Annotated in this window: 22 protein-coding genes; 12 read left to right on the forward strand and 10 right to left on the reverse strand. The window is 72.6% G+C overall.

Annotated features, from left to right (window positions below; genetic code table 11):
• Nucleotides 1-17: 17 nt before the first annotated feature.
• A complete protein-coding gene (locus tag K4S16_RS17835) occupies nucleotides 18-929 on the forward strand; it encodes a chlorophyllase (RefSeq protein WP_149260051.1) in 912 nt (303 codons plus the stop codon).
• Between the two features lie 98 nt (nucleotides 930-1,027).
• On the opposite strand, the gene K4S16_RS17840 is transcribed toward K4S16_RS17835, so the two are convergent.
• Entirely contained in the window at nucleotides 1,028-1,924 is an 897-nt protein-coding gene (locus K4S16_RS17840) for a dienelactone hydrolase family protein (protein ID WP_235036876.1), read from the reverse strand.
• Between the two features lie 50 nt (nucleotides 1,925-1,974).
• On the opposite strand from K4S16_RS17840, the gene K4S16_RS17845 reads away from it, so the two are divergent.
• Nucleotides 1,975-2,994 (forward strand): GlxA family transcriptional regulator, encoded by a 1,020-nt coding sequence (locus K4S16_RS17845; RefSeq protein WP_149260052.1) that lies wholly within the window; start codon nucleotides 1,975-1,977, stop codon nucleotides 2,992-2,994.
• An 81-nt stretch (nucleotides 2,995-3,075) separates the two neighbouring features.
• Here K4S16_RS17845 and K4S16_RS17850 read toward each other — a convergent pair whose 3' ends face one another.
• Both K4S16_RS17850 and K4S16_RS17855 read right to left on the reverse strand, forming a co-directional pair.
• Entirely contained in the window at nucleotides 3,076-3,801 is a 726-nt protein-coding gene (locus K4S16_RS17850) for a choice-of-anchor P family protein (RefSeq protein ID WP_149260053.1), read from the reverse strand.
• 112 nt (nucleotides 3,802-3,913) lie between these two features.
• The gene (locus tag K4S16_RS17855; protein ID WP_235036877.1) at nucleotides 3,914-4,708 is read right to left on the reverse strand and encodes a L,D-transpeptidase; all 795 of its coding nucleotides are present in this window, start codon (nucleotides 4,706-4,708) and stop codon (nucleotides 3,914-3,916) included.
• A gap of 234 nt (nucleotides 4,709-4,942) precedes the next feature.
• On the opposite strand from K4S16_RS17855, the gene K4S16_RS17860 reads away from it, so the two are divergent.
• The gene (locus K4S16_RS17860; protein WP_149260054.1) at nucleotides 4,943-5,491 is read left to right on the forward strand and encodes a YceI family protein; all 549 of its coding nucleotides are present in this window, start codon (nucleotides 4,943-4,945) and stop codon (nucleotides 5,489-5,491) included.
• A gap of 181 nt (nucleotides 5,492-5,672) precedes the next feature.
• Here the strand turns inward: K4S16_RS17860 and K4S16_RS17865 are convergent, their stop codons facing one another.
• Nucleotides 5,673-7,016, reverse strand: coding sequence for a cell wall metabolism sensor histidine kinase WalK (locus K4S16_RS17865; protein ID WP_149260055.1), 1,344 nt, complete (start codon nucleotides 7,014-7,016; stop codon nucleotides 5,673-5,675).
• Nucleotides 7,017-7,175: 159 nt separating this feature from the next.
• Between K4S16_RS17865 and K4S16_RS17870 the strand changes: the two genes are divergently transcribed.
• From K4S16_RS17870 to K4S16_RS17885, 4 genes are all read left to right on the forward strand, one after another.
• A complete protein-coding gene (locus K4S16_RS17870) occupies nucleotides 7,176-8,645 on the forward strand; it encodes a glutamate--cysteine ligase (RefSeq protein ID WP_149260056.1) in 1,470 nt (489 codons plus the stop codon).
• A 72-nt stretch (nucleotides 8,646-8,717) separates the two neighbouring features.
• Nucleotides 8,718-9,404, forward strand: coding sequence for a response regulator transcription factor (locus K4S16_RS17875; RefSeq protein ID WP_149260057.1), 687 nt, complete (start codon nucleotides 8,718-8,720; stop codon nucleotides 9,402-9,404).
• The gene (locus K4S16_RS17880; RefSeq protein WP_235036878.1) at nucleotides 9,401-10,480 is read left to right on the forward strand and encodes a HAMP domain-containing sensor histidine kinase; all 1,080 of its coding nucleotides are present in this window, start codon (nucleotides 9,401-9,403) and stop codon (nucleotides 10,478-10,480) included. The genes K4S16_RS17875 and K4S16_RS17880 overlap by 4 nt, the downstream gene beginning before the upstream one ends.
• Before the next feature lie 386 nt (nucleotides 10,481-10,866).
• Nucleotides 10,867-12,441, forward strand: a complete 1,575-nt coding sequence (locus K4S16_RS17885) for a DUF4153 domain-containing protein (protein ID WP_149260058.1) — start codon at nucleotides 10,867-10,869, stop codon at nucleotides 12,439-12,441.
• Here the strand turns inward: K4S16_RS17885 and K4S16_RS17890 are convergent.
• Nucleotides 12,419-12,973, reverse strand: a complete 555-nt coding sequence (locus tag K4S16_RS17890) for an NUDIX hydrolase (protein ID WP_149260059.1) — start codon at nucleotides 12,971-12,973, stop codon at nucleotides 12,419-12,421. The two genes, K4S16_RS17885 and K4S16_RS17890, sit on opposite strands and share 23 nt — an antisense overlap.
• On the reverse strand, nucleotides 12,970-13,719 hold the full coding sequence (locus K4S16_RS17895; RefSeq protein ID WP_160160943.1) for a GntR family transcriptional regulator: 750 nt from the start codon (nucleotides 13,717-13,719) through the stop codon (nucleotides 12,970-12,972). Before K4S16_RS17895 ends, K4S16_RS17890 begins: the two co-directional genes overlap by 4 nt.
• A gap of 153 nt (nucleotides 13,720-13,872) precedes the next feature.
• On the opposite strand from K4S16_RS17895, the gene K4S16_RS17900 reads away from it, so the two are divergent.
• Nucleotides 13,873-14,097, forward strand: coding sequence for a hypothetical protein (locus K4S16_RS17900; protein ID WP_149260061.1), 225 nt, complete (start codon nucleotides 13,873-13,875; stop codon nucleotides 14,095-14,097).
• On the opposite strand, the gene K4S16_RS17905 is transcribed toward K4S16_RS17900, so the two are convergent.
• Nucleotides 14,098-15,306 (reverse strand): PucR family transcriptional regulator, encoded by a 1,209-nt coding sequence (locus K4S16_RS17905; protein WP_168221193.1) that lies wholly within the window; start codon nucleotides 15,304-15,306, stop codon nucleotides 14,098-14,100.
• A 464-nt stretch (nucleotides 15,307-15,770) separates the two neighbouring features.
• Between K4S16_RS17905 and K4S16_RS17910 the strand changes: the two genes are divergently transcribed.
• Complete coding sequence (locus K4S16_RS17910) at nucleotides 15,771-16,784, forward strand: ABC transporter permease (protein ID WP_149260063.1); 1,014 nt, start codon at nucleotides 15,771-15,773, stop codon at nucleotides 16,782-16,784.
• A 48-nt stretch (nucleotides 16,785-16,832) separates the two neighbouring features.
• Here the strand turns inward: K4S16_RS17910 and K4S16_RS17915 are convergent, their stop codons facing one another.
• Nucleotides 16,833-17,072, reverse strand: coding sequence for a hypothetical protein (locus tag K4S16_RS17915; protein ID WP_149260064.1), 240 nt, complete (start codon nucleotides 17,070-17,072; stop codon nucleotides 16,833-16,835).
• A 230-nt stretch (nucleotides 17,073-17,302) separates the two neighbouring features.
• On the opposite strand from K4S16_RS17915, the gene K4S16_RS17920 reads away from it, so the two are divergent.
• Entirely contained in the window at nucleotides 17,303-17,662 is a 360-nt protein-coding gene (locus K4S16_RS17920; protein ID WP_149260065.1) for a type II toxin-antitoxin system RelE/ParE family toxin, read from the forward strand.
• Nucleotides 17,663-17,666: 4 nt separating this feature from the next.
• Nucleotides 17,667-17,963 carry a helix-turn-helix domain-containing protein gene (locus K4S16_RS17925; RefSeq protein WP_235036879.1) on the forward strand — a complete coding sequence of 99 codons (297 nt, stop codon included), beginning with the start codon at nucleotides 17,667-17,669 and terminating at the stop codon, nucleotides 17,961-17,963.
• A 9-nt stretch (nucleotides 17,964-17,972) separates the two neighbouring features.
• Here K4S16_RS17925 and K4S16_RS17930 read toward each other — a convergent pair whose 3' ends face one another.
• Nucleotides 17,973-18,584, reverse strand: a complete 612-nt coding sequence (locus K4S16_RS17930; RefSeq protein WP_149260067.1) for a LysE family translocator — start codon at nucleotides 18,582-18,584, stop codon at nucleotides 17,973-17,975.
• A 108-nt stretch (nucleotides 18,585-18,692) separates the two neighbouring features.
• Between K4S16_RS17930 and K4S16_RS17935 the strand changes: the two genes are divergently transcribed.
• Nucleotides 18,693-19,145, forward strand: a complete 453-nt coding sequence (locus K4S16_RS17935; protein WP_149260068.1) for an Lrp/AsnC family transcriptional regulator — start codon at nucleotides 18,693-18,695, stop codon at nucleotides 19,143-19,145.
• A 57-nt stretch (nucleotides 19,146-19,202) separates the two neighbouring features.
• Here K4S16_RS17935 and ccrA read toward each other — a convergent pair whose 3' ends face one another.
• Nucleotides 19,203-20,537, reverse strand: a complete 1,335-nt coding sequence (gene ccrA / locus K4S16_RS17940) for a crotonyl-CoA carboxylase/reductase (RefSeq protein ID WP_149260069.1) — start codon at nucleotides 20,535-20,537, stop codon at nucleotides 19,203-19,205.
• Between the last annotated feature and the right edge of the window lie 29 nt (nucleotides 20,538-20,566).

Below are 20,566 nucleotides of genomic sequence, written 5' to 3' on the forward strand. Positions count from 1 at the left end.
GGAAGCGCAGGTCTCCCATGTCCCACCGTCAGCTCGACCAGCGGATCGTCTCGGTCAAGCCCATCACCGTCCCCGCGCCCGGCCGCGGCGTCGACCTGCAGGTGAAGGTCACCGCCCCGCTGTCGGGCCGGGACCTGCCGGTCATCGTGTTCTCCCACGGCAACGCATGGTCCCTGGACGCGTACGAGCCCCTCGTCGACCGTTGGGCCGCAGCCGGATTCATCGTGGTGCAGCCCACCCACCTGGACTCCCGCCGCAACGCCATCGGTTGGGACGACCCGCGCTTCCCCACCATCTGGCGCGTCCGGATCTCCGATCTCCACGCGGTCCTCGACGGCCTCGGCGACATCCTCCTCCAGGCCGGCGGCCTGGAGACCCGCGTCGACCGCGAGCGCATCGCGGTCGTCGGCCACTCCTGGGGCGCCCAGACCGCCGGCGCGGTCCTCGGCGCGCGCGTGCTCGACGCCGACGGCGTCGCCGGAGAGGACTTCTCCCACTCCGCGGTCTCGGCCGGCGCGCTGATCGCCGCGACCGGGACCGGCGACTCGCTCACCCCGTTCGCCGCCGAACACCTTCCGTTCATGAGGCCGGACTACTCCACCATGACCACCCCGGCCCTGGTCGTCGCGGGCGGCGAGGACCGGTCGCGGCTCTCCACCCGGGGGCCGGAGTGGTTCACCGACGCCTACCACCTCAGCCCGTCCCCGAAGAGCCTGCTCGTCGTCGCCGAGGGCGAGCACACCCTGGGCGGCGTCGCCGGCGAAGCGGTCGCCGAGACCACCGACGAGGACCCCGCCCGCGTCGCCCTCGTCGCCGATGCGGTCTCCGCCTACCTCCTCGACGCCTTCAAGGTCGACGACACCGCGTGGACCGCCTTCGGCGACGCCGCCGCGGACGGCGAAGGCGCGTGGAGCATCTCCGGCAAGTGAACCGGCCGGACCGCTCCGGCAAGGACCATGGCGGCTCGCGGTGACCGGCCGCCGCGAGCGCCGTGCGTTCGAGGCCGGCGCTCTTGGGAGCACGGCCTCTAGGGCTTCAGTCGCTCGGCCAGGTAGGCGAGGATCTCGTCCCTGGCGCGGAGCGTGGGATGCCCCTCCTCGTCGACGAGGTGGGCGGTGACGACGCTGTGGGGGGTGCCGACCACGTCGCGGAAGAACGGCGGCGGGTCGGTGCTCGCGGCGCCGGCCGGGAGGACGCGGCCGTCGAAGGCGTCCCCGAGCAGGGCCCGGTAGGCGGCGAAGCGCTGGCCGGTGCACCAGCGGTCGCCCTCGAAGCGGTAGGCGAGGACCTTCAGCCCGTCGCGCGCGACGCGCTCCTTGACCGCACGGGCGTCGTCGTCGCCGAGTTCCAGGCCGGCGGGGTCGTCCAGCGGCAGTGACGGGTGGTTGACGACCGGCGCGATGACGGCCGGTTCGAGCGCCATGGTGAGCGCGAAGTTGCCGGTGAAGCAGAGCCCGATCGCGCCGACCCCCGGGCCGCCGCACTCGGCGTGGGCCTGCCGGGCGAGCCCGCGCAGCCACGCCGTGACGGGGCTGGTCCCGCCTCCGGCGAACGCCCGGAACTCGGCGCTCACGCAGGTCCGGCGGACGATCCGCTCGCCGTCCTCGACCGTGGGGTAGGCGCCGTCGCGGCCGAAGAGCGAGGGGACGTGGACGGTGAAGCCCGCGTCCCGCACCCACCGCGCCAGCCGCAGGACGTCCGGGCTGATGCCCGGCATCTCGGGCATCAGCACGACGGCGGGACCGGTACCCGCGACGTACACCGTCTTCACCACCCCGTCCACGTCCACGTACCGGCGGTCGAAATCGGTGATCGGGTCGTCGAGATGCCCGGTTTCGGGACGGTCGTCAGCGCCTGCGGCCTCGCCGACGCCCTCGTCAGGGCCGGTTGCCTCGTGCGTGCTGATGGAGTCGTTGATTTCCATGGGGACAGCGTGGCCGGGGGACGGACGGCGCGGGGAGAGGCCAGATCGCCATGTCCGGGGGTAATCTCGCCATCGGCGGCAAGCGGCGGGAGGCGAGCGTGGGCGCATTGCGGGTCGGCGTGCTGGCCTATCCGGGCTGCTTCGCGTCGGAGGTGTTCGGCGTCCCCGACCTGCTGACGATGGCCGGGCACGTCGCCGGTCCGGACCGCGCCGGGTACGAGGTGGCGGTGCTGTCGCCCCGCCGCCGCGTCGTCGCCTCCGGCGGCGTCGCGCTGGCCGTGGCCCCGCTCCGCGAGACCGACGTGCTCGTCGTCCCGGGGTTCGAGCTGCACCGGGCGCTCGACGTGGACGCGAGGCTGGCGGGGCTGGCCCCGGAGATCGCGGCGATCCGCTCGCACGCCGCGGGCGGCGGCGCCGTCGTCTCGATCTGCGTCGGGGCGTTCCTGCTCGCCGAGGCCGGGCTGCTGGACCGGCGCCGCGCCACGACGGCCTGGCTGTTCGCGGACGAGCTGGCCCGGCGCTGCCCGGACGCCGACGTCCGGTCCGACCTCCTGGTGGTCACCGATTCCGGGGTGACGACGACTGCGGCCTTCAGCGCCATGTACGACTTCGCGCTGCAACTCGTCCGGCGGCACAGCGGTGCCCGCGTGGCGCGGGCGACCGCGCGGATGGCGCTCGTGGACGACGCGCGCTCGTCCCAGGCCCCCTACGTCGACGCCCGCCTCCTTCCGCAGCCCGGGCACGAGTTCTCCCGCAGGGTCATGCGGCGGCTCGACCAGAACCTCGCGGCCCGGTACGACCTCGCCGTGCTGGCGGAGGCGTTCAGCGTCAGCACCCGGACGCTGCTGCGGCGCTTCGCCCACGAGACCGGCCAGAGCCCCCTCGAGTACCTCCAGTCGGCCCGCGTCCGGCGAGCCCGCCACCTCCTGGAGACCACCGACCGGACGGTCGCCGCCATCGCCGCAGCCGTCGGGTACCGGGACCCCGGAACCTTCGCCGCCCTCTTCGCCAAGCACACCGGGCGGCGCCCGAAGGACTACCGCGTGGCCTTCGGGCGCCCCGCCGACTGACTGCGACGGGCCGGGCTCGAAAGCGAAAGGCCGGGGCCCGCGCGTCGCATCGCACGGACCCCGGCCCGGGGTTGGCTCGGCTCAGCCGGTGACGGGAAGGTCGCCGGGGACCGGGGTCGGGGCGGGGGCCTCGCCGGGCGGGGCCGGGGACGGCGTGGGCTTGCCCGGCTGCGCCGGCTGCGACGGCTGGCCGGGCTGCCCGCCTCCGCCGCCGGCCTTGCCGCAGGTGGCGGACGCGATGCTGATCGTCTGGGTCTTGCCCGCCAGGGTCGCCGACACCTCGATGGCGGTGACGGTGAGGTTCCCGTCGTGCCCGCGGACCTGCTTGTTCAGCGTGACCGTGACGGCGCCGAGGCCCTTCAGGTCGGTGGTGACGGTGGTGTTGGGCGTCGCGCCGATCCGCAGCGCCCGGGTGCCGAGCGTCGCGTTCACCACGTTGGAGACGCCCTTGCCGTTCTCGCACATGGCGGTGACGGCGTGCGCGGCCAGGCCGAGCTTGGCCACCCGCACGTCGGCGACGGACGCGCGGCCGTGCCCGGCCCAGGCGGCGCCGTTCAGCAGGTGTGCCTCGATCAGCGGGTTGGCGGGCAGTTCGGCCGCGCTCTTGCGAACGGGCCGCTGCGCCGAGGACGCCACCGAGGACGTCGGCGGGACGACGACGGAGCCGGTGGCGGAGACGGCGACCGCCGAGCCGACGCCGCCGGGGGACGCGATCGGGGCGGCGGAGGCGGGGGAGGCCGACAGGCCGAACGGCAGGGCCAGCGCGCCGGCGACGGCCGCGCACTTGGTGAGTGCCTGCAAACGCACGGTTCTCTCCTTCAGGGGTTCGTATTCGCGGGGATGGTGGAAGTCGATGGGATGTCGAGGGCCGGTGGGACGGTGAGCGGTCCGGCCGCGGGGCCGGACGACCGGACGGCCGTCAGTCCGTGATCAGGACGGGCGTGCCGAGCGGAACCTTCGCGAGCCGCTTCAACGCGTCGGCGGGCACCCGGACGCAGCCGTGCGTGACGGCCTTGCCGAACACCGATCTGGTCGGCCAGCCGTGGAACGCGACCGTCCCGGGGCCGCCGCCGAAGCTGTCGAGGGTGGCGGAGTGCGCGCCGACGGGCAGGATCAGCGGGCTGTAGGTGGGCTTCTCAGGGGCGAGGGAGGCGAGCAGGAACGTCCGTCCTGTGGGCGTCGGCGTCTTCGGGGCACCGACCGCCACGGACCATGAGCCAACCTGGCGGCCGCCCTGGAACAGGGTCATCTTCCGGTCGCCGAGGTCGACGTTGACGGAGCTGGAGCTGCGCGCGGCCTTCAGGCCGGCGTCGGGGATCCAGCCGGTCACGCCGTTCGGGCGGCTCGGCAGCAGCACGCGCCGCCAGCCGGGGCGGCTCTCCACGACGGGCACCCAGGTGGGGCCCTTGAGCTGGGTGCTCGGCAGTTCGGCCACGGCGGGCGCGCCGGGTTTCGCCGACACCGGGACCGTGTCGTGCGGGTGCACCACGGTCCCGTCGCCCTTGGCGGACGGCGCGTCGTCCTTCGGCAGGTCGTCCAGCGTCGTGTACGTGGTGGCCTGGGGCAGCTTGTCCAGGCCCCCGGCGGGGGTCGCGCCGGCGGACGGCCCTTTGCCGCCTCCCCCGCATCCGGTCACGAGCAGGGCCGTCACCAGCAGGGCCGGTGCCGCCGTCAGGGCCGTCCGCCCGGCGGCGCGCGGTGGTTCGTCGCTCACGAAGACTCCAAGTGATCCCGCCGGAGATGGCTCCGGCTCGCCTCTGTGCCCGCTGTCTACGCACGAGGGGCCGCAGGGGTTGCACGGTGTGCGGGACGGATCGCACTGCGTACCGTTCGGCCGGCTTCGAAGAGGGCGGCAGGACCGGGAACAAGCCGGGATTGACAGCTGTTTGAACACTCAACTAACCTTCGACAAGTCGTTGAAGTTTCAAGCATCACGGACGGAGTCACCATGAGCATCACCGCCGTTGCCCCCGGACTGACCGCAGGCACCTGGAACATCGACCCTGCCCACTCCGAGGTCACCTTCGTGATCCGGCACCTGATGACCAAGGTGCGCGGCACGTTCACCGACTTCACCGGCACCGTGCAGATCGCCGAGGAGCTTGCCGAGTCCACCGCCGTCGCGGAGATCCAGGTCGCCTCGATCGACACCCGCCACGCCGACCGCGACGCCCACATGCGCACGGCGGAGGTCCTGGACGTCGAGAAGTACCCGACCATGACGTTCGCGACCAAGGGCGTCCGCGAGGAGGACGGCGAGTACCTCCTGGACGGCGACCTGACGATCAAGGGCGTCACCCGTCCGGTCACGCTCACGGTCGAGTTCAACGGCGTCGGCGAGGACCCCTGGGGCGGCACGCGCGCCGGCTTCTCCGCCGGGACCACCATCAGCCGCAAGGACTGGGGCATCGAGTTCAACGTCCCGCTCAAGGGCGACAAGGCCCTGCTCGGCGACAAGGTCGAGATCCAGTTGGAGATCCAGGCCGTCCGCGCCTGAGCATCCCCCCATCGCCGGAAGGGCCGCCCACCCGGGCGGCCCTTCCGCCGTTCCGGGGCGGGCCGCAAGCCAAGGCGCCTTCGCTCCGGAGCAGCCCGCCGTCCAGGGCAGCCGACCGTTTTGAGGCCCTCGCTCCGAGGGGCTGCCTCCCCAAGGAGGGCGCCGTCTCCTAAGCGGGCCGCTAGTCCAGTGGGAGGCGGAGGGCGAAGCGGGCGCCGGAGGGGTGGTCCTCGATCCGCAGCGTCCCGCCGTGGGCCTGGGCGATCTCGCGGGCGATCGCGAGGCCGAGGCCCGCGCCGCCGGCGTCGCGGCTGCGCGCGGTGTCCAGGCGGGTGAAGCGCTCGAAGACGCGCTCCCGGTCGGCGGGCGCGATGCCGATGCCGTCGTCGGTGACGACGAGCAGCGCCCGGCCGGCCCGCCTGCCCACCTCCACCGTCACGCGGGACTCGGCGTAGCGCTCGGCGTTGTCGAGCAGGTTGCCCAGCAGCCGGACGAGCTGCATGCGCACCCCCCGGACCATGACGCCGGGCGCGAGTTCGGTGACGATCTTCACCTCGAACGTGCGGCGGCCGACCTCGGCGGCGGCCAGCGCGGACAGGTCGAGCGGCTCCTGCACGGTGCTCCCGCCGGTGCCGATGCGGGCGAGCAGCAGCAGGTCGGTGACGATCGACTCCAGCCGGTCGGTGTCGCGCAGCGCCGACTCGACGACGCCCCGCAGGTCGTTGTCCTCCGGGTGCATCGAGGCGTCCTCCAGGTTGGCCCGGAGCCCGGCGATCGGGGTGCGCAGCTCGTGCGAGGCGTCCGAGGCGAACTGCCGCTGCCGCGCGACGGCCCGCTCCAGCCGGTCGAGCGTCTCGTTGGCGGTGCGGGCGAGCTGCGCGATCTCGTCCTGGCCCGGCGGCTGCGGCACCCGGCGGCTGAGGTCGGTGGCGCTGATCTCCGCGAGCTGGGCCCGGATCGCCTCGACCGGGCCGAGGGTGCGCCCGACGACGTGCCAGGTGATCCACGCGGCGACGGCCGCCAGCAGCAGCACGCCCCCGCCGAGCACCGCCTCCAGCAGCCCGTTCACCAGATACGACGGCTGCCGCGCGGCCGCGTACACGACCACGGAGTCGGGCGCGGTGCTGACCCGGATCGCCTCGACCACGAGGCACTCGCGGTCCGGCCACCGGCCGCGGCACTCGGTGAAGTCCTGGACGCGCATGTTGCTCGGCGGCCAGAGTCTGCTCACCGGTGGTCTGTCCGTTCCGGGGGGTGTGGCATTCGTCACCCGCCCGCCGGGCTCCACGACCTGGATGAGGATCCGGCCGCGGGTGTCGTCGCGGATGACGCCCTCCAGCGTCCCGTCGCGGACTCCGCCGCTCACCCGCCGTGCGTCCACCTGCGTCCGGCGGAGCAGTTCCGCCTCGACGGCGCCGCGAACGGCGACGTCCGCGCCGATCGCGGTCACTCCGAGGGCCAGCGCGGCGATCACCGCGGCGACGAGCGTGTCCCTGGCCCGGATGGAGCGGGGGCGCATGCGCATGGGGCCTCCAGGACCGGCGTACCGGTTTCCCGGCGCGACGACACACGGTACCGGCCGGTCACGAAACGGGGAGCCCGAAACTTCGCGCCGTGTTTTCACCTTCGCCTACTGGGACATCCCGTTTTATGACGATTCCCTCCGGAGTACAGGGACGGACACATGGGCAGGGACGTGGCTTCGGTCGCCATCAGCGGTGAGGACCGGCGGCGGTATCGCGAGAAGGTGCGCAGGTGCCTCGACGTGCTGGCCCGCATGCTGGGCGAATCCCAGTTCGACTTCGAGCGCCCGCACATCGGCCTGGAGATCGAGCTCAACCTGATCGACTCGCTCGGCGATCCGCTGATGCGCAACGCGGACGTGCTCAAGGCGATCGCGGACCCTGCGTGGGCGACCGAACTCGGTCAGTTCAACCTTGAGATCAACATTCCGCCCCGCGAGCTCGGCGGGGAGGGCACCGGCGCCCTGGAGACGGAGGTCCGCGACCACCTCGCGCACGCCGACGACCGGGCCCGCGAGGTCGGCGGGCGGCTCGTCATGATCGGAATACTGCCCACCCTGCGGCGCACCGACATCGGCGAGGAGACCCTGTCGTCGAACGCGCGCTACAAGATGCTGAACGACGAGATCTTCGCCGCGCGCGGCGAGGAGATGCGCATCGCCATCGACGGCCCCGAGCCCCTGCGCATGCACACCGACACCATCATCCCCGAGGCCGCCTGCACCAGCGTCCAGTTCCATCTGCAGGTCAGCCCCGACGAGTTCGGCGCGTACTGGAACGCGGCCCAGGCCGTCGCGGGCGCGCAGGTCGCGATGGGCGCCAACTCCCCGTTCCTGTTCGGGCACCGGCTCTGGCACGAGACCCGCATCACCCTGTTCGAGCAGGCCACCGACACCCGTCCGGACGAGCTGAAGACGCAGGGCGTCCGCCCCCGGGTGTGGTTCGGCGAACGCTGGATCACCTCCGTCTTCGACCTCTTCGAGGAGAACACCCGCTACTTCCCGTCCCTGCTGCCGCTGTGCGACGACGAGGACCCCCGCGAGGTGCTCGACCAGGGCGGCATACCGGAACTCGGCGAGCTCACCCTCCACAACGGGACGATCTACCGCTGGAACCGGCCCATCTACGCCGTCGTGAAGGGCCGCCCGCACCTGCGCGTGGAGAACCGCGTCCTGCCCGCCGGGCCGTCCGTCGCCGACGTCGTCGCCAACGGCGCCTTCTACTACGGCGTCGTCCGGATGCTCGCCGAGGAGGACCGTCCCGTCTGGTCGCGGATGTCCTTCGCCACCGCTGAGGAGAACCTCCACCGCGCCGCCCGCGACGGCCTCGAATCGACCCTCTACTGGCCCGGCATGGGCGAGGTGCCCGCCTCCGAACTCGTCCTGCGCAAGCTGCTGCCGCTCGCCCACGAGGGCCTCGACCGCTGGGGCGTCGACCCCGCCCGCCGCGACCGCCTCCTCGGCATCATCGAGCGCCGCTGCGTCACCGGCCAGACCGGCGCCGCCTGGCAGATCAAGACCGTCCAGGCACTGGAGGAGGAGCACGGCATCGGCCGCCACGACGCCCTGCGCATGATGACCCGCGCCTACGTCGAGCACCTGCGCGACAACGAGCCCGTCCACACCTGGTAACCCGAGGATCTTCACAGCTCCCGCACAAATCACACTCGGCGCCCCCAAACCGTCCTTCTAGAGTCGGGTGCCGTGACCGAGAACGAGACGCGCGTCCTCATCGTGGAGGACGAGCCGACCATCGCGCGCGCGGTGGCCGACCGGCTGGCGGCCGAGGGGTTCGCCGTCGAGGTGGCCGCGGACGGGCCGGCGGCGGTCGAGCGCGCCCGCGCGTACGAGCCGCACATCGTCGTGCTGGACGTGATGCTCCCCGGGTTCGACGGCCTCGAGGTCTGCCGGCGCGTCCAGGCGGAGCGTCCCGTGCCGGTGCTGATGCTGACGGCGCGCGACGACGAGACCGACCTGCTCGTCGGCCTCGGCGTCGGCGCCGACGACTACGTGACCAAGCCGTTCAGCATGCGGGAGCTGGTGGCGCGCCTCCGCGCCGTGCTGCGCCGCGTCGAGCGGCCCGCGATGGACGGCGGCGACGGGCCGGTGCGCGTCGGGGACCTGGAGGTCGACCAGCGGGCCCGCCGGGTGCGCCGCGACGGCCGCGAGGTCCACCTCACGCCGACCGAGTTCGACCTGCTCGCGTGCCTGCTGCGCAACCGGGGGGCGGTGCTCACCCGCGCCGTCCTGCTGGAGCAGGTGTGGGACTGGGCGGACGCGTCCGGGACGCGGGTCGTCGACAGCCACGTCAAGGCGCTGCGCCGCAAGCTCGGGCAGGAGCTGATCCGGACCGTGCACGGCGTCGGGTACAGCCTGGAGGCCGCCCCGTGACCCGCACGGGGACCGCCCGCCCCGAGGGCGCCCGGCTCGCCCGCAGCCTGTGGGCACGGCTGCCCCGGCCGCTGGACCCGCTCCGGTCGATCAAGGTGAAGCTCGGCGTCGTGGTCGTCGTGACGGCGTGCGTCGCCGTGCTGATCGTGCTGTGGGGGTACCCGTTCGGGTTCCGCGCCCGGGAGACGATGCCCGTCGGCGTGCTGATCTCGCTTGTAGTGACCCAGCTGCTCGCCCACGGCATGACCGCGCCGCTGCGCGAGATGACGGCGGCGGCGCGGGCGATGGCGCGCGGCGACTACAGCCGCCGGGTCCGCGCCACCTCGCGCGACGAGGTCGGGGAGCTGGCGCAGGCGTTCAACCGGATGGCCGCCGACCTCGCCGAGGTCGACCGGCAGCGCCGCGAGTTCGTCGCGAACGTCTCGCACGAGCTGCGCACCCCCCTCAGCGCGCTGCGCGCCGTGCTGGAGAACGTCGCGGACGGCGTCACGCCCGCGACGCCGGACGTCCTGGAGACGGCCCTCGACCAGACCGAGCGCCTCGGACGCCTCATCACACAGCTCCTGGACCTCTCCCGCGTCGAGGCGGGCGCGGCGGCCCTCGACGTGACCGACATCGACATCGCCGCGTTCGTGTCCGACGTCATCGCGGAGGCGCGGGCGGGCCGCCCCGACACGCTGTTCGAGGCGGACGTCCCGCCCCGCCTGCGCGCCGCCGCCGACCGCGACCGGCTCCATCAGGTCGTCGCGAACCTGCTCGACAACGCCGCCCGGCACGGCCCGGCCGGCCGCCCCGTCACCGTCACGGCCCGTTCCGCGAACCCTTCCGGTGGTCTGATCATCGAAGTAGCCGATGAGGGACCAGGCATTCCACCCGAGGAGCGCGCCCGCGTGTTCGAGCGCTTCTCCCGCGGCTCCGCGCCGGGCACCGGCACCCCCGGCGGCGGCACCGGGCTCGGCCTCGCCATCGCCAACTGGGCCACCGAACTGCACGGCGGCGACATCACCGTCATGGACACCCCCACCGGCTGCCGGATCCGCGTAGTGATCCCCCCGATCCCCGGAGACCCCCGATGACCGACCACCCCACGAACCCGTCCGACGACCCGCCGCCCGCCAACCCCCCCGAACCCGGCACCGCCCCCGCCCCGGAGCCGCCTCCCAGCACCCCACCCCCGCCCGCCACGCCGCCCGAACCCACCGCCGACACACCTTCCACACCACCCGCGGCTTCCGCACCCGGCGGGGCCTCCGCGCCCGGCGCGGCTTCCACCCCCGGCGCGGTCTCCACCCCCGGCGGGGCTTCCGCACCCGGTGAAGCCCCCGCCCCCCGTGCGGCCCCCACCCCCGGCGGGGCTTCCGCGCCCAGTGCGGGTTCTTGGGACTGGCCTGCGCCTTCAGCGCCTGGGGCGGGTGGGGCGTTCGGGCCGCGTGCGGGGGGTTATCCACCGCCTCGGTATCCGGTGGGGACGGGGGGTCCGCCGCCGCGGCCCGTCGTTTACAAGCCGACCAAGCTGGAGCAGGCGATCGTCGGGTGGAAGAGGCCGGCGCGGCCGATGTCGGGGGCGCTGGCCGCGGGCGCGCTCGTCACGGCGTTGATCGGCGCGGTGACGCTCGGCCCGTCGATGGCGCACGGCCTCGGCGTGGGCGTGCTCATCACCGCGACGGCCGTCGCCTACGTGGCGGCCGCGGCGGCGTGGTCGGCCGGGCGGGGGATGCGCGCCGCGTCCGGCGGGCGGCGCGGGCTCGCGTCGGTCAACCGGACCGGGGCGGCGTTCCTCCTGCTGTCGGTGGGGCTGGCCGCGACCGCCGCCTACCGGGACGCCGACTGGGTCGTCGTCCCGGCGCTCCTGCTCGCCGTCGCCGTGGGGTCCTACGGGACGTCCGGCGGACGGTCCTGGGCGGAGGTCCTGTTCGGCGGCCTCGCCGTCATCCCGGCCGTCGGCTGCATGGTGCCGTGGACGACGCGCGGCGCGTACGGCGCGCTGACGTCGGGGCGCGGCAACGCGTGGCCGATCCTGCGGACGGGCATGATCGCGGGCGGGCTGGTCGCCGTGTTCGGCGCGCTGTTCGTCGGCGCGGACGCCGCGTTCGGCAGCCTGGCGTCCGGGCTCGTCCCGGAGATCTCACCCGGCACCGTCGTGCTGTACGGGTTCGCGGGCGTCCTCACCCTGGTCCTGGCGTGCTCCGCCGCCTTCCTCGGACAGGCGCCGCCGCCGCTTCACCTGCTGAGGCCGGAGCCCGGCAAGCCCGCCGGGCGCTGGTCGTGGGCCGTGCCGATCGCGGCGCTCGACCTGCTCTTCCTGCTGTTCTGCGCGATCCAGGCCGGCGTCTTCCTCGCAGACGACAAGGACGAGCTGCTCCGCTCGACCGGTCTCACCTACGCCGAGTACGCCCGGCAGGGGTTCTTCCAGCTCGTCGTCGCGACGGTGCTCGTGCTGGCGGTCGTCGCCGTCGCCAAGCGGTACGCGCCGTCCGGCGGCAAGGGCGACCGCGTCACGGTCCAGACCCTGCTGGGGCTGCTGTGCGCGCTGACCCTCGTCGTCGTCGCGGTCGCGCTGCGCCGGCTGTACCTGTACGAGGAGACCTACGGCTGGACGAGGCTGCGCCTGTGGGTGCACGCGTTCGAGCTGTGGCTCGGCGTCGTCGTGGCGATGGTCGCGCTCGCCGGCGTCCTCCGGGGACGTGTCGCGTGGCTGCCCAGGGCGGTCGCCGGGAGCGGCGCCGCCGCGATGATCGTCCTCGCGCTGGTCGGCCCGGACGGGTTCATCGCCGAGCACAACGTCGCCCGGTACCGGCAGACCGGCAAGATCGACGTCGGCTACCTGCGGAACCTGTCCGCCGACGCCGTCCCGGCCCTGGACCGGCTGCCCGAGCCGCTGCGCTCCTGCGCGCTGCGCGAGATCGCCTACGACCTCGAGGACGACGAGCCCGCGATGAGCGCCAACCTCGCGCGCGACCGGGCCCGCGCCGTCCTCGGGGAGCGCCCCGCCGACGACTCGGCCGACTGCTCCACTATCCGGTCCGATCGATGGTGAGCAGGGCGTACGCGGCGAGGGTCGAGTCGTCGGTGATGCGGCCCTCGCGGATGAGCGCCTTGAACTCCTCCTCGCTCACCCACTTCTGCCGCATGTCCTGCTCCTCGGGCTCCCGGTCGGCCTCCCCGGCCTCCAGGTCGGACGCGACGAAGATGGTGAAGCCCTGACCGCTCGTCCCGTGGGAGCAGTTCAGGTAGCCGAGGCGCCGCAGCGTCCCGGCGCGCAGCCCGGTCTCCTCGGCCAGCTCGCGCCGGGCGAGCTCCTCCGGGTCGGCCTCCCGCCGGCCAGGGAGCGCGCCCTGCGGGAAGTTCCAGGTGCGCTTGCCGATCGGGTAGCGGTACTCCTCGACGAGGTGGAAGCCGTCGCCCTCCACCGGGATGACCAGCACGAAGTCGGGCTTGTCGACGACCCCGTAGATGCCGCGCGAGCCGTCCAGCCGCTCGACCTCGTCCTCCCGGACGACCATCCAGGGGTTCTCGTACACCACGCGGGACGAGACCTGCCGGACCGCGGGCCGCTCGTCCCCGCTCATGCGCCCGCCCCGTAGCGGTAGACGAGTTCGTGCCGGTCGCCGACCACCACCCGGTGGGTGGCCTCGACGACCCGGTCGTCCTGGTCGTAGGCGCGCCGCCACAGCGTCAGGACGGGCTGGTCGGACCCGATCTCCAGCGTCCGCTGCTCGTCCACGCGGGGCAGCCGGCACGTCACCGACTCCTCGAAGGTGACGCGGAAGCCCGCCTCCTCCAGCCGCGAGTAGATGCCGCCCGGGCCCGTGTCGACCTGGCGCAGCACCGGGATCCTCTCCACGATCTCCAGGATCACCCAGGTCGTCGCCGTCTGGACGGGCGGCTCCCCCTCCACGCCCTGGACGCGCGCCCGCTCCAGCACCCGCGTCCCGACCGGGACGTCGAGGCGGGGCGCGAGCCGCTCGTCGGCCTCGACCTCGGCGACGGCCGTCCGGGTGAACGGCGTGCGGCCGTCCCGCCGCGCCGACACGTGGAACCCGCGCCACTCTCCGACCTGCCGAGTGATGTCGGCCGCCGCGCGCCGCACCCGCGGAGCCGTCCGCACCTGCGCGCCCGCGCCGTGCCGCAGCTGGACGAGCCCCTGGTCGGCCAGCAGCCGCAGCGCCCGCCGGACGGTCGAGCGGTCGGCCTCGTAGGCGCGCGCGAGTTCGCGCTCGGACGGCAGCCAGGCGGCGGGGTCCAGTTCGCCCTCGACGATGCGGGCGGCGAGCGCGTTGCTGATCGCCTGTGCCTTCGTGGGGGGTCGCGGCATACCAGATCCTGCTCCAGGTCGGTGCATTGACCTCATACCGTACAGATCCCACTTGCGCCCGCACCCTCTTGGGGTTGCGGCTAACGCATTGTGGCCAGTGTTTGGTGGTTCTATGGTAGACCTACCATAAACCGACCGAGGGAGCCCCGCTTCATGTCGGCGACCATGTGCATGCCCGGCTGGCACAGTGAACGCTCGGACGGCGGCCTGCGCGCGACCCGCGTCACCCCCCTGTCGGACTACCAGCTCCTCAACGGCTGCCTGGAGGAGATCGTCGCGACCGACGAGGGCGAGCTGTGGCTGCTCTGCGACGCGCAGACCCGGCTGGCCGAGCGCGTCGCCACCGCCGAGCGGCTGCGGGCCGCCCGCCGGAGCTGATCAGCTCCGGCGGAGGCTGACGACCTCGCCCGCGTCCCCGACCGCCGCGCGGGCCGGCGGCATGAGCCGCTCCCCCGCGTTGTCGGCCAGCAGCGCCCGGGCGCGCAGCACGATCTCCAGGTCGAAGCGCAGGTCCGGGTCCAGCAGCTGGTCGCCGAACAGCTCCTCCAGCTGGCGCAGCCGGTACCGGACGGTCTGCGGGTGGACGTGCAGCCGCATCGCGACCTCGTTGGCGTTGCGGCCCGACTGCAGCCACGCCAGCAGCGTCTCGGCGAGCCGGTCCTGCTGGCTGGCCCGCAGGTGCGCGAGCGGCGCGAGCCGCAGGTCGGCGAGCGAGGTGATGAGCCCCTCGTCCTGGAAGAGGATCAGCGTGGACATGTGCTCCACGCTGCGGATCACGCCGCTGTCCGCCTCGATCACGCCGCGCTGGACGAGGCAGAGCGTCTTGCGCGCCCACTGGATCGAGCGCGCCGCCTCCGTCAGCGGGACGGTCGGGCCGACCACGGCGAGCGTCCCGGACAGGGCGCGGTCGACGAGCTTGGCGCGGCCGGGGCCGTCCGGGTCGGGGATGATCAGGCTGGGGGTGCGGCGGGTCAGGTCGGCGAGCACGTCCGGCGGGAACGCGGGCTGGCGCGTGTCGGCGTGGTGGCGGCCGAGCGCGACCGCGGCGACCGTCCGCGGGACGGGCCAGTGGGCGGCGGCGGCGAGATCGGCGATCGCCTCCTGCGCGGCCGGCGGATCGGCGAACAGCAGGTCGAGCAGGCGCTTGCGGCGGCGCTGCATCTCGCCCGCGACGGCCGCCTTGGCCTGCGAGAAGCCCTCGGCGGCGGCGTGCGCCAACTCGTCCTGGAACTGCATCAGGACCTCGCCGACGGCGCCGAGCGTGCGCGGCGGCACCTGCAGGGCCTCGGCGCCCTCGGTCATCCGGCGCCACGCCACCATGCCGCCGACCCGCATCGCCGTCTGCATCGCGTCGAGGCTGCGCCCCTCGCCCGCCTCGCCGCGGCCGATGGCGCGGAAGAAGTCGGTCACCGGAGCGGGATCATGGCCGGGATCGGACACCCGTTCCACGAAGAAGTGGAGCACGCGCTCGACGGCGAGCCGGAGGGTCCCCGAATAGGAGCCGTCCCCCGGCCGGTCGTACTCCCTGACGCGCGTCTGAATCTCCTGGATCATGTCGTCCGCCACCTCGTCGAGATGGGGTCGCATGTGATCCGCCAGTTCCCTCGGCAGATCCGCCCACGGGCGCCCGCTGGTGGTCGAACCGTCGTCCGCCACAGAACCTCCCAGCTCCGTCCCCCTGCGTTGCGCGCCGTTCACACGGGGTAATTACTTACTTATGGGACCTGTGTGGGGCAAATCATGACCCGTGACGGGCCCGGGGCGCAAAGTCTAGGTCGATTTACGACCAGCTTCGGCCGGGAGGATGAAGAGATTTCCACAGTCCCGGGCTCCTCCGGCCGAACGGAGGGAAGCGGTTCCGTGACTTCGCCGAGACACGCTTGATCAACCGGACGCGCATGCTGGGAACCGGACCCGGCGCGGGCGCGCCGGTCGAGGCGGCCGCGCCCGCCGGCGCCGGGCCGGATGGCGGCGCACTCGACCCGGAAGGCAGGTGAAGGTGCCGCCCGGTGGCGTGGGCGGGTCGGCCCGGCCGGACGGGACCGGCAAACGTGTTCGCATACTTCGTCCGGCGCCTCGTCGGCGCCTTCGTCATGCTGCTGCTGATCACCCTGGTGACCTTCGGCGTCTTCTTCTGGATCCCGAAGCTGGCCGGGCAGACCAGCGACCAGATCGCCGCCGCCTACGTCGGCCGGGCCGCGACCCCCGACGCGATCGAGGCGACCAGGGAACGGCTCGGCCTCGACAAGCCGGTCGTGGTCCAGTACGGGAACTACCTGAAGTCGATCGTCGCGGGTACGGACTACGACGCCGGGCCCGTCACCGACCACTGCCCGGCGCCGTGCCTCGGCTACTCGTTCCGCAGCAGCCAGCCGGTCCTCGGCACGCTGCTGGACCGCGCGCCGGCGACCCTGTCGCTGGCCTTGGGCGCGGCGCTCCTCTGGCTCGCCGGCGGCATCGCCACCGGGGTCCTGTCGGCCCTGCGCAGGGGATCGGCATGGGACCGGACGGCCATGATCATGGCGTTGGGCGGCGTGTCGCTGCCCATCTACTTCACCGGCCTGGTCTCCCTGGCGCTGTTCTCCTACATCCTGAAGATCTTTCCCGGCGGGGGCAGCTACCGGCCCCTGACCGACGATCCCGTGACGTGGTTCGAGGCCCTGGTACTGCCCTGGGTGACGCTCGCCTTCCTCTACGCGGCCATGTACGCGCGGCTCACGAGGGCGGGCATGTTGGAGACGATGAACGAGGACTACATCCGCACCGCCCGCGCCAAGGGGCTCCCGGAGACGTTCGTCGTCACCAGGCACGCGCTCCGCGCCTGCCTGACCCCCATCATCACGGTCTTCGGCCTCGACCTCGGACTGCTCCTCGGCGGCGCGGTGCTGACCGAGAACACCTTCAGCATCCCCGGCCTGGGCCAGCTCGCGCTCACCTCGGTGAAGAGCGGCGACCTACCGATGGTGCTGGGCGTAACCCTGCTGACGTCCGCCTCGATCGTCCTGCTCAACCTGATCGTCGACCTGCTCTACGCGGTAATAGACCCCCGCGTAAGACTGGGCTGACCCCACCGCCACGCGGGCCCCCGCCCGCCGACGACGCCGACTCACACGTCAGCTGAAGAGGTCTTCAGCCGTGTCGGCACTCACGGCACGCTGGATCCAGCGCTCGATCTGCTCGAGGTCGGTGCACCCCTCGACGCGCCTGCGAACGTCCTCAGGCACATCGACCCCACGCGCCTCCAGCATGAGCAGAAGCGCCTTGCTCTCCCCCTTGACCTCGCCTTCAGCACGGCCCTCGGCGCGGTGGCTGATGGCGAACTCTGACTGCCACTCGTAGTTGTCGAGCTTCACGGTCTCCTCCATGAGTTTGCGGGCGGCGTCAGAGAACCGCGACATTACGTAGTCACGATAGGCGCCTCACTCGGGCCGTGAGTTGGCTTCACCGCCACCACCAGCTCGCCACCTACCCTCCACAAAATGCGCCGGAAATTCCCGACAACCCGCACAGCGACGGAACCTCGCACGTGCCTACCTCACGAACTCGCCGCGTGATAGCGTTCGATGCATATAGCGTTCGATGCATGGAGCTGTATGACGTCGAGATCGAGCCCGAGGTCCGCAGGTGGCTGGACTCGCTCACCGACCGAGACTTCGGTCGGGTCGAGTGGTTCGTCGCGCTCCTCGCCGAGAACGCCGGGATCTTAGGCGAGCCGTGGTCAAGGCATCTCGGCGAGGGACTCAGGGAACTTCGCATCCATTTGCACCCAGTCGAGGTCCGGATCACGTATTGGCTCGCCTCCGACCGTCGGATCGTCCTGCTGACGATCTTTCACAAGACGCGGGAGCGGGAGCTCGCCGAGGTAGAGCGTGCTCTGCGCGCGCGCAAACAATGCGAAGCAGAGCACGGCCATGCACAGGAGGACTACATCAGGGAGGTGTGAGATCGTGACACAGCAGGACAGCCCGCACGACAGATGGGTGCCTGGCGCGGGCCGCGACAACGATGAGGTGCGTGCCGGGCGCGAAGAGGCACGCCTCGCCTTCGAGTTGGGCAATGCGGTCCGGCAGCGCCGTCTTGCCTTGGGGCTGACGCAAGCTGAACTCGCCAAAAGGGCCGGCCTGACTCAGCCCGCTCTCTCACGCTTGGAGTCGGGCGGCCCGACCCCCACGATCGGCGTCCTCGACCGTCTCGCGCACGCGCTTGGAGCCAGGCTCAAGGTGGAGTTCACCGACGCGGCGTGATCGCGGTGGTCAGGGGAGTAGGTGGTTTAGGAGGAGGTAGGCGCCTAGGGCGGTCATGGCGGCGCCGGAGAGGCGGGTTAGGGTTCGGGCGGCCTTGGGGTGGGCGGCCGAGGCCGTGCGGGTCAGGGTGCCCAGGCAGAGGTAGAAGGCGGCGCAGGTCGTCATGAAGGTCAGGCCCAGGACGCCGAGTTGGGCGGGGACGGGCCAGGCGTAGCGCGGGTCGGTGAACTGGGGCAGCAGCGCCAGGAAGATCAGCAGGCCCTTGGGGTTGAGGCCGCTCACGCCGATGCCGCGCAGGAAGACGGTCCAGTCGGTGCCGGCGCCCGCGCGGGGTTCCAGGGTGGACGGGTGGGCGAAGGTCGTCGCGCCGTGCCAGATGAGGTAGAGGCCGCCGACCACGGTGAGGACGGTCAGGGCGGACGGGGAGCCGGCGACCAGCGCGCCGACCCCGGCTGCGACGATCACGGTGATCGCGGCGTAGCCGGTGACCAGGCCGCCCACGGCGGGGACGACCGAGCCGCCGCGCAGGCCGGCGCCGATGGTGAAGGCCCAGTCCGCGCCCGGGACGATGATGAGCAGCGTCGCGACGGCCCAGAACGCCAGTACCGATCCCGTTGCCATCGCATTCCTCCCCTGGCGGCGGCCATTACAGGGAGAATACGGTTGAATTGGCGGAAAGTGATTCCAACTTTTGCCAGGTAAAGCCGTATTTGTGGAAGGATCTGCTTCGTGGACGCCATCGACCGGCAGATCCTTGCCGTGCTCCAGGAGGACGGCCGGCTGACGGTCACCGAGCTCGCGGCGCGCGTCGGGTTGAGCGTCTCGCCGTGCCACCGGAGGCTGCGGGAGCTCGAGCGCGACGGGACGATCCGCGGGTACCGCGCGGTGGTGGACGCCGCCGCGCTCGGTTTGACCTTCCAGGCGCTGGTGTTCGTCACCATGCGGCAGGAGGACCGCGACACGCTGCTCGGCTTCGAGGCGGCCGTCGCGCGCGTTCCCGAGGTGGTGCAGGCCCAGCGGCTCTTCGGGGACCCCGACTACCTGCTGCGCATCGTCACCGCCGACCTGAAGGCCTACCAGGAGTTGGAGGACGACGTCCTCGCCGCGTTGCCGGGCGTGCAGCGGTTGAACTCCACGCTCGTGATGAAGCACGTCGTGAACGACCGGCCGCTGCCCACCTGAGCCGGCGCGGCATGGGAAGGGACGGGCCCCGCGCCGGGCCCGTCCCGCATTCGCGCGTCAGCGGCGGTAGAGGTTCAGCTTCTCCTCGCCGATGCGCTCGCGGAGCGCCGGGTCGTCGACGCCCTGGCCCTCGGCGGTGGCGCCGCACAGGACGGCGACCTTGCCGATGTGCTGGTTCGTCTGGACGGCCCGGGTGGCGTCGCCCGCCTGCTCCAGCGGGAAGACCGTCGACAGCGTCGGGTGGATCATGCCGAGGCTGAAGAGGCGGTTCACCTCGACGGCCTCGTGGTAGTTGAAGCCGTGCGAGCCGATGATGCTCTTCAGCCGCATCCACAGGAACCGGTTGTCGTACTCGTGCCGGTAGCCGGTGGACGAGCCGCAGGTGACGATCTTGCCGCCGCGCTTGGCGACGTAGACCGACGCGCCGAACGTCTCGCGGCCGAGGTACTCGAACACGATGCCCGGGTCCTCGCCGACGAGGCGGCGGATCGCCTCGCCCAGCATCCGGCCGGCCTTCGGGTGCCGGAGGCCCTGCTCGCCGAGCTCCAGGTCGTTGCGGTTGATGACGTGCTCGCAGCCCTGCGACCGGACGATCTCCGCCTTCTCCTCGGAGGAGACCACGGCGACCGGGATGCCGCCGCCGTTCTTGACGAGCTGCGTCGCGAACGAGCCGAGCCCGCCGGTCGCGCCCCAGATCAGGACGACGTCGCCCTGCTTCATGCGGGCGCCGTGCGTCCCGACGAGCATCCGGTAGGCGGTCGCGGCGCACAGCGTGTTCGACCCGGCCTCCTCCCACGTCAGGTGGGCGGGCTTGCGGATCAGCTGGTTCGCCTTGACGATGCAGTACTCGCCGAGCGACCCGAAGTTCGTCTCGAAGCCCCAGGCGAGCTGGCTCTCCGACATCATGCCGTCGTCGTAGGAGCCGTGGTCCTCCTCGTCCACGTAGGACGGGGAGAGGACGACCTTGTCGCCGACCTTCCAGCTCTTCACGCCGCTGCCGGTGCGCACGACGACGCCCGAGCCGTCCGAGCCGAGGATGTGGTACGGCAGGTCGTGCCGGGCGCCGTACCAGCCCTGCCGGCCGAACTTCTCCAGGAACGCGAACGTCGGGACCGGCTCGAAGATCGCCGACCAGACGGTGTTGAAGTTGATCGCGGCGGCCATCACCGCGACGACGCACTCGTCGGGCGCCAGCTCGGGCATCTCGACCTCGCCGACGTGCAGGGAGCGGCGCACGTCCTTGTCGGTCTGCCCCTCGAAGATGCCCACCTCGTCCTTGCGGGTGAACGCCGCGCGGAAGCGGGTCGGCAGGTCGATCTCCTGCAGCTCGGGGCCGCTCGCGCCGGACCGGACGGCGTCGAGCAGGGGATGGGACGGGCCGGGGTGGGCCATGGGTGTGTCCTCCGTGGAACGGGTACGGG

Source organism: Actinomadura sp. K4S16, assembly GCF_008327685.1.
Lineage (GTDB): Bacteria > Actinomycetota > Actinomycetes > Streptosporangiales > Streptosporangiaceae > Spirillospora.

Coding starts and splice junctions, on each gene's coding strand:
- K4S16_RS17835 (WP_149260051.1), top strand. CDS start 18: ATGTCCCACCGTCAGCTCGACCAGCGGATCGTCTCGGTCAAGCCCATC.
- K4S16_RS17865 (WP_149260055.1), bottom strand. CDS start 7,016: ATGCGCATGCGCCCCCGCTCCATCCGGGCCAGGGACACGCTCGTCGCC.
- K4S16_RS17900 (WP_149260061.1), top strand. CDS start 13,873: ATGTCGGCGACCATGTGCATGCCCGGCTGGCACAGTGAACGCTCGGAC.
- K4S16_RS17890 (WP_149260059.1), bottom strand. CDS start 12,973: ATGAGCGGGGACGAGCGGCCCGCGGTCCGGCAGGTCTCGTCCCGCGTG.
- K4S16_RS17920 (WP_149260065.1), top strand. CDS start 17,303: ATGGAGCTGTATGACGTCGAGATCGAGCCCGAGGTCCGCAGGTGGCTG.
- K4S16_RS17930 (WP_149260067.1), bottom strand. CDS start 18,584: ATGGCAACGGGATCGGTACTGGCGTTCTGGGCCGTCGCGACGCTGCTC.
- K4S16_RS17895 (WP_160160943.1), bottom strand. CDS start 13,719: ATGCCGCGACCCCCCACGAAGGCACAGGCGATCAGCAACGCGCTCGCC.
- K4S16_RS17845 (WP_149260052.1), top strand. CDS start 1,975: ATGTCCGGGGGTAATCTCGCCATCGGCGGCAAGCGGCGGGAGGCGAGC.
- K4S16_RS17905 (WP_168221193.1), bottom strand. CDS start 15,306: ATGCGACCCCATCTCGACGAGGTGGCGGACGACATGATCCAGGAGATT.
- K4S16_RS17860 (WP_149260054.1), top strand. CDS start 4,943: ATGAGCATCACCGCCGTTGCCCCCGGACTGACCGCAGGCACCTGGAAC.
- ccrA (WP_149260069.1), bottom strand. CDS start 20,537: ATGGCCCACCCCGGCCCGTCCCATCCCCTGCTCGACGCCGTCCGGTCC.
- K4S16_RS17870 (WP_149260056.1), top strand. CDS start 7,176: ATGGGCAGGGACGTGGCTTCGGTCGCCATCAGCGGTGAGGACCGGCGG.
- K4S16_RS17840 (WP_235036876.1), bottom strand. CDS start 1,924: ATGGAAATCAACGACTCCATCAGCACGCACGAGGCAACCGGCCCTGAC.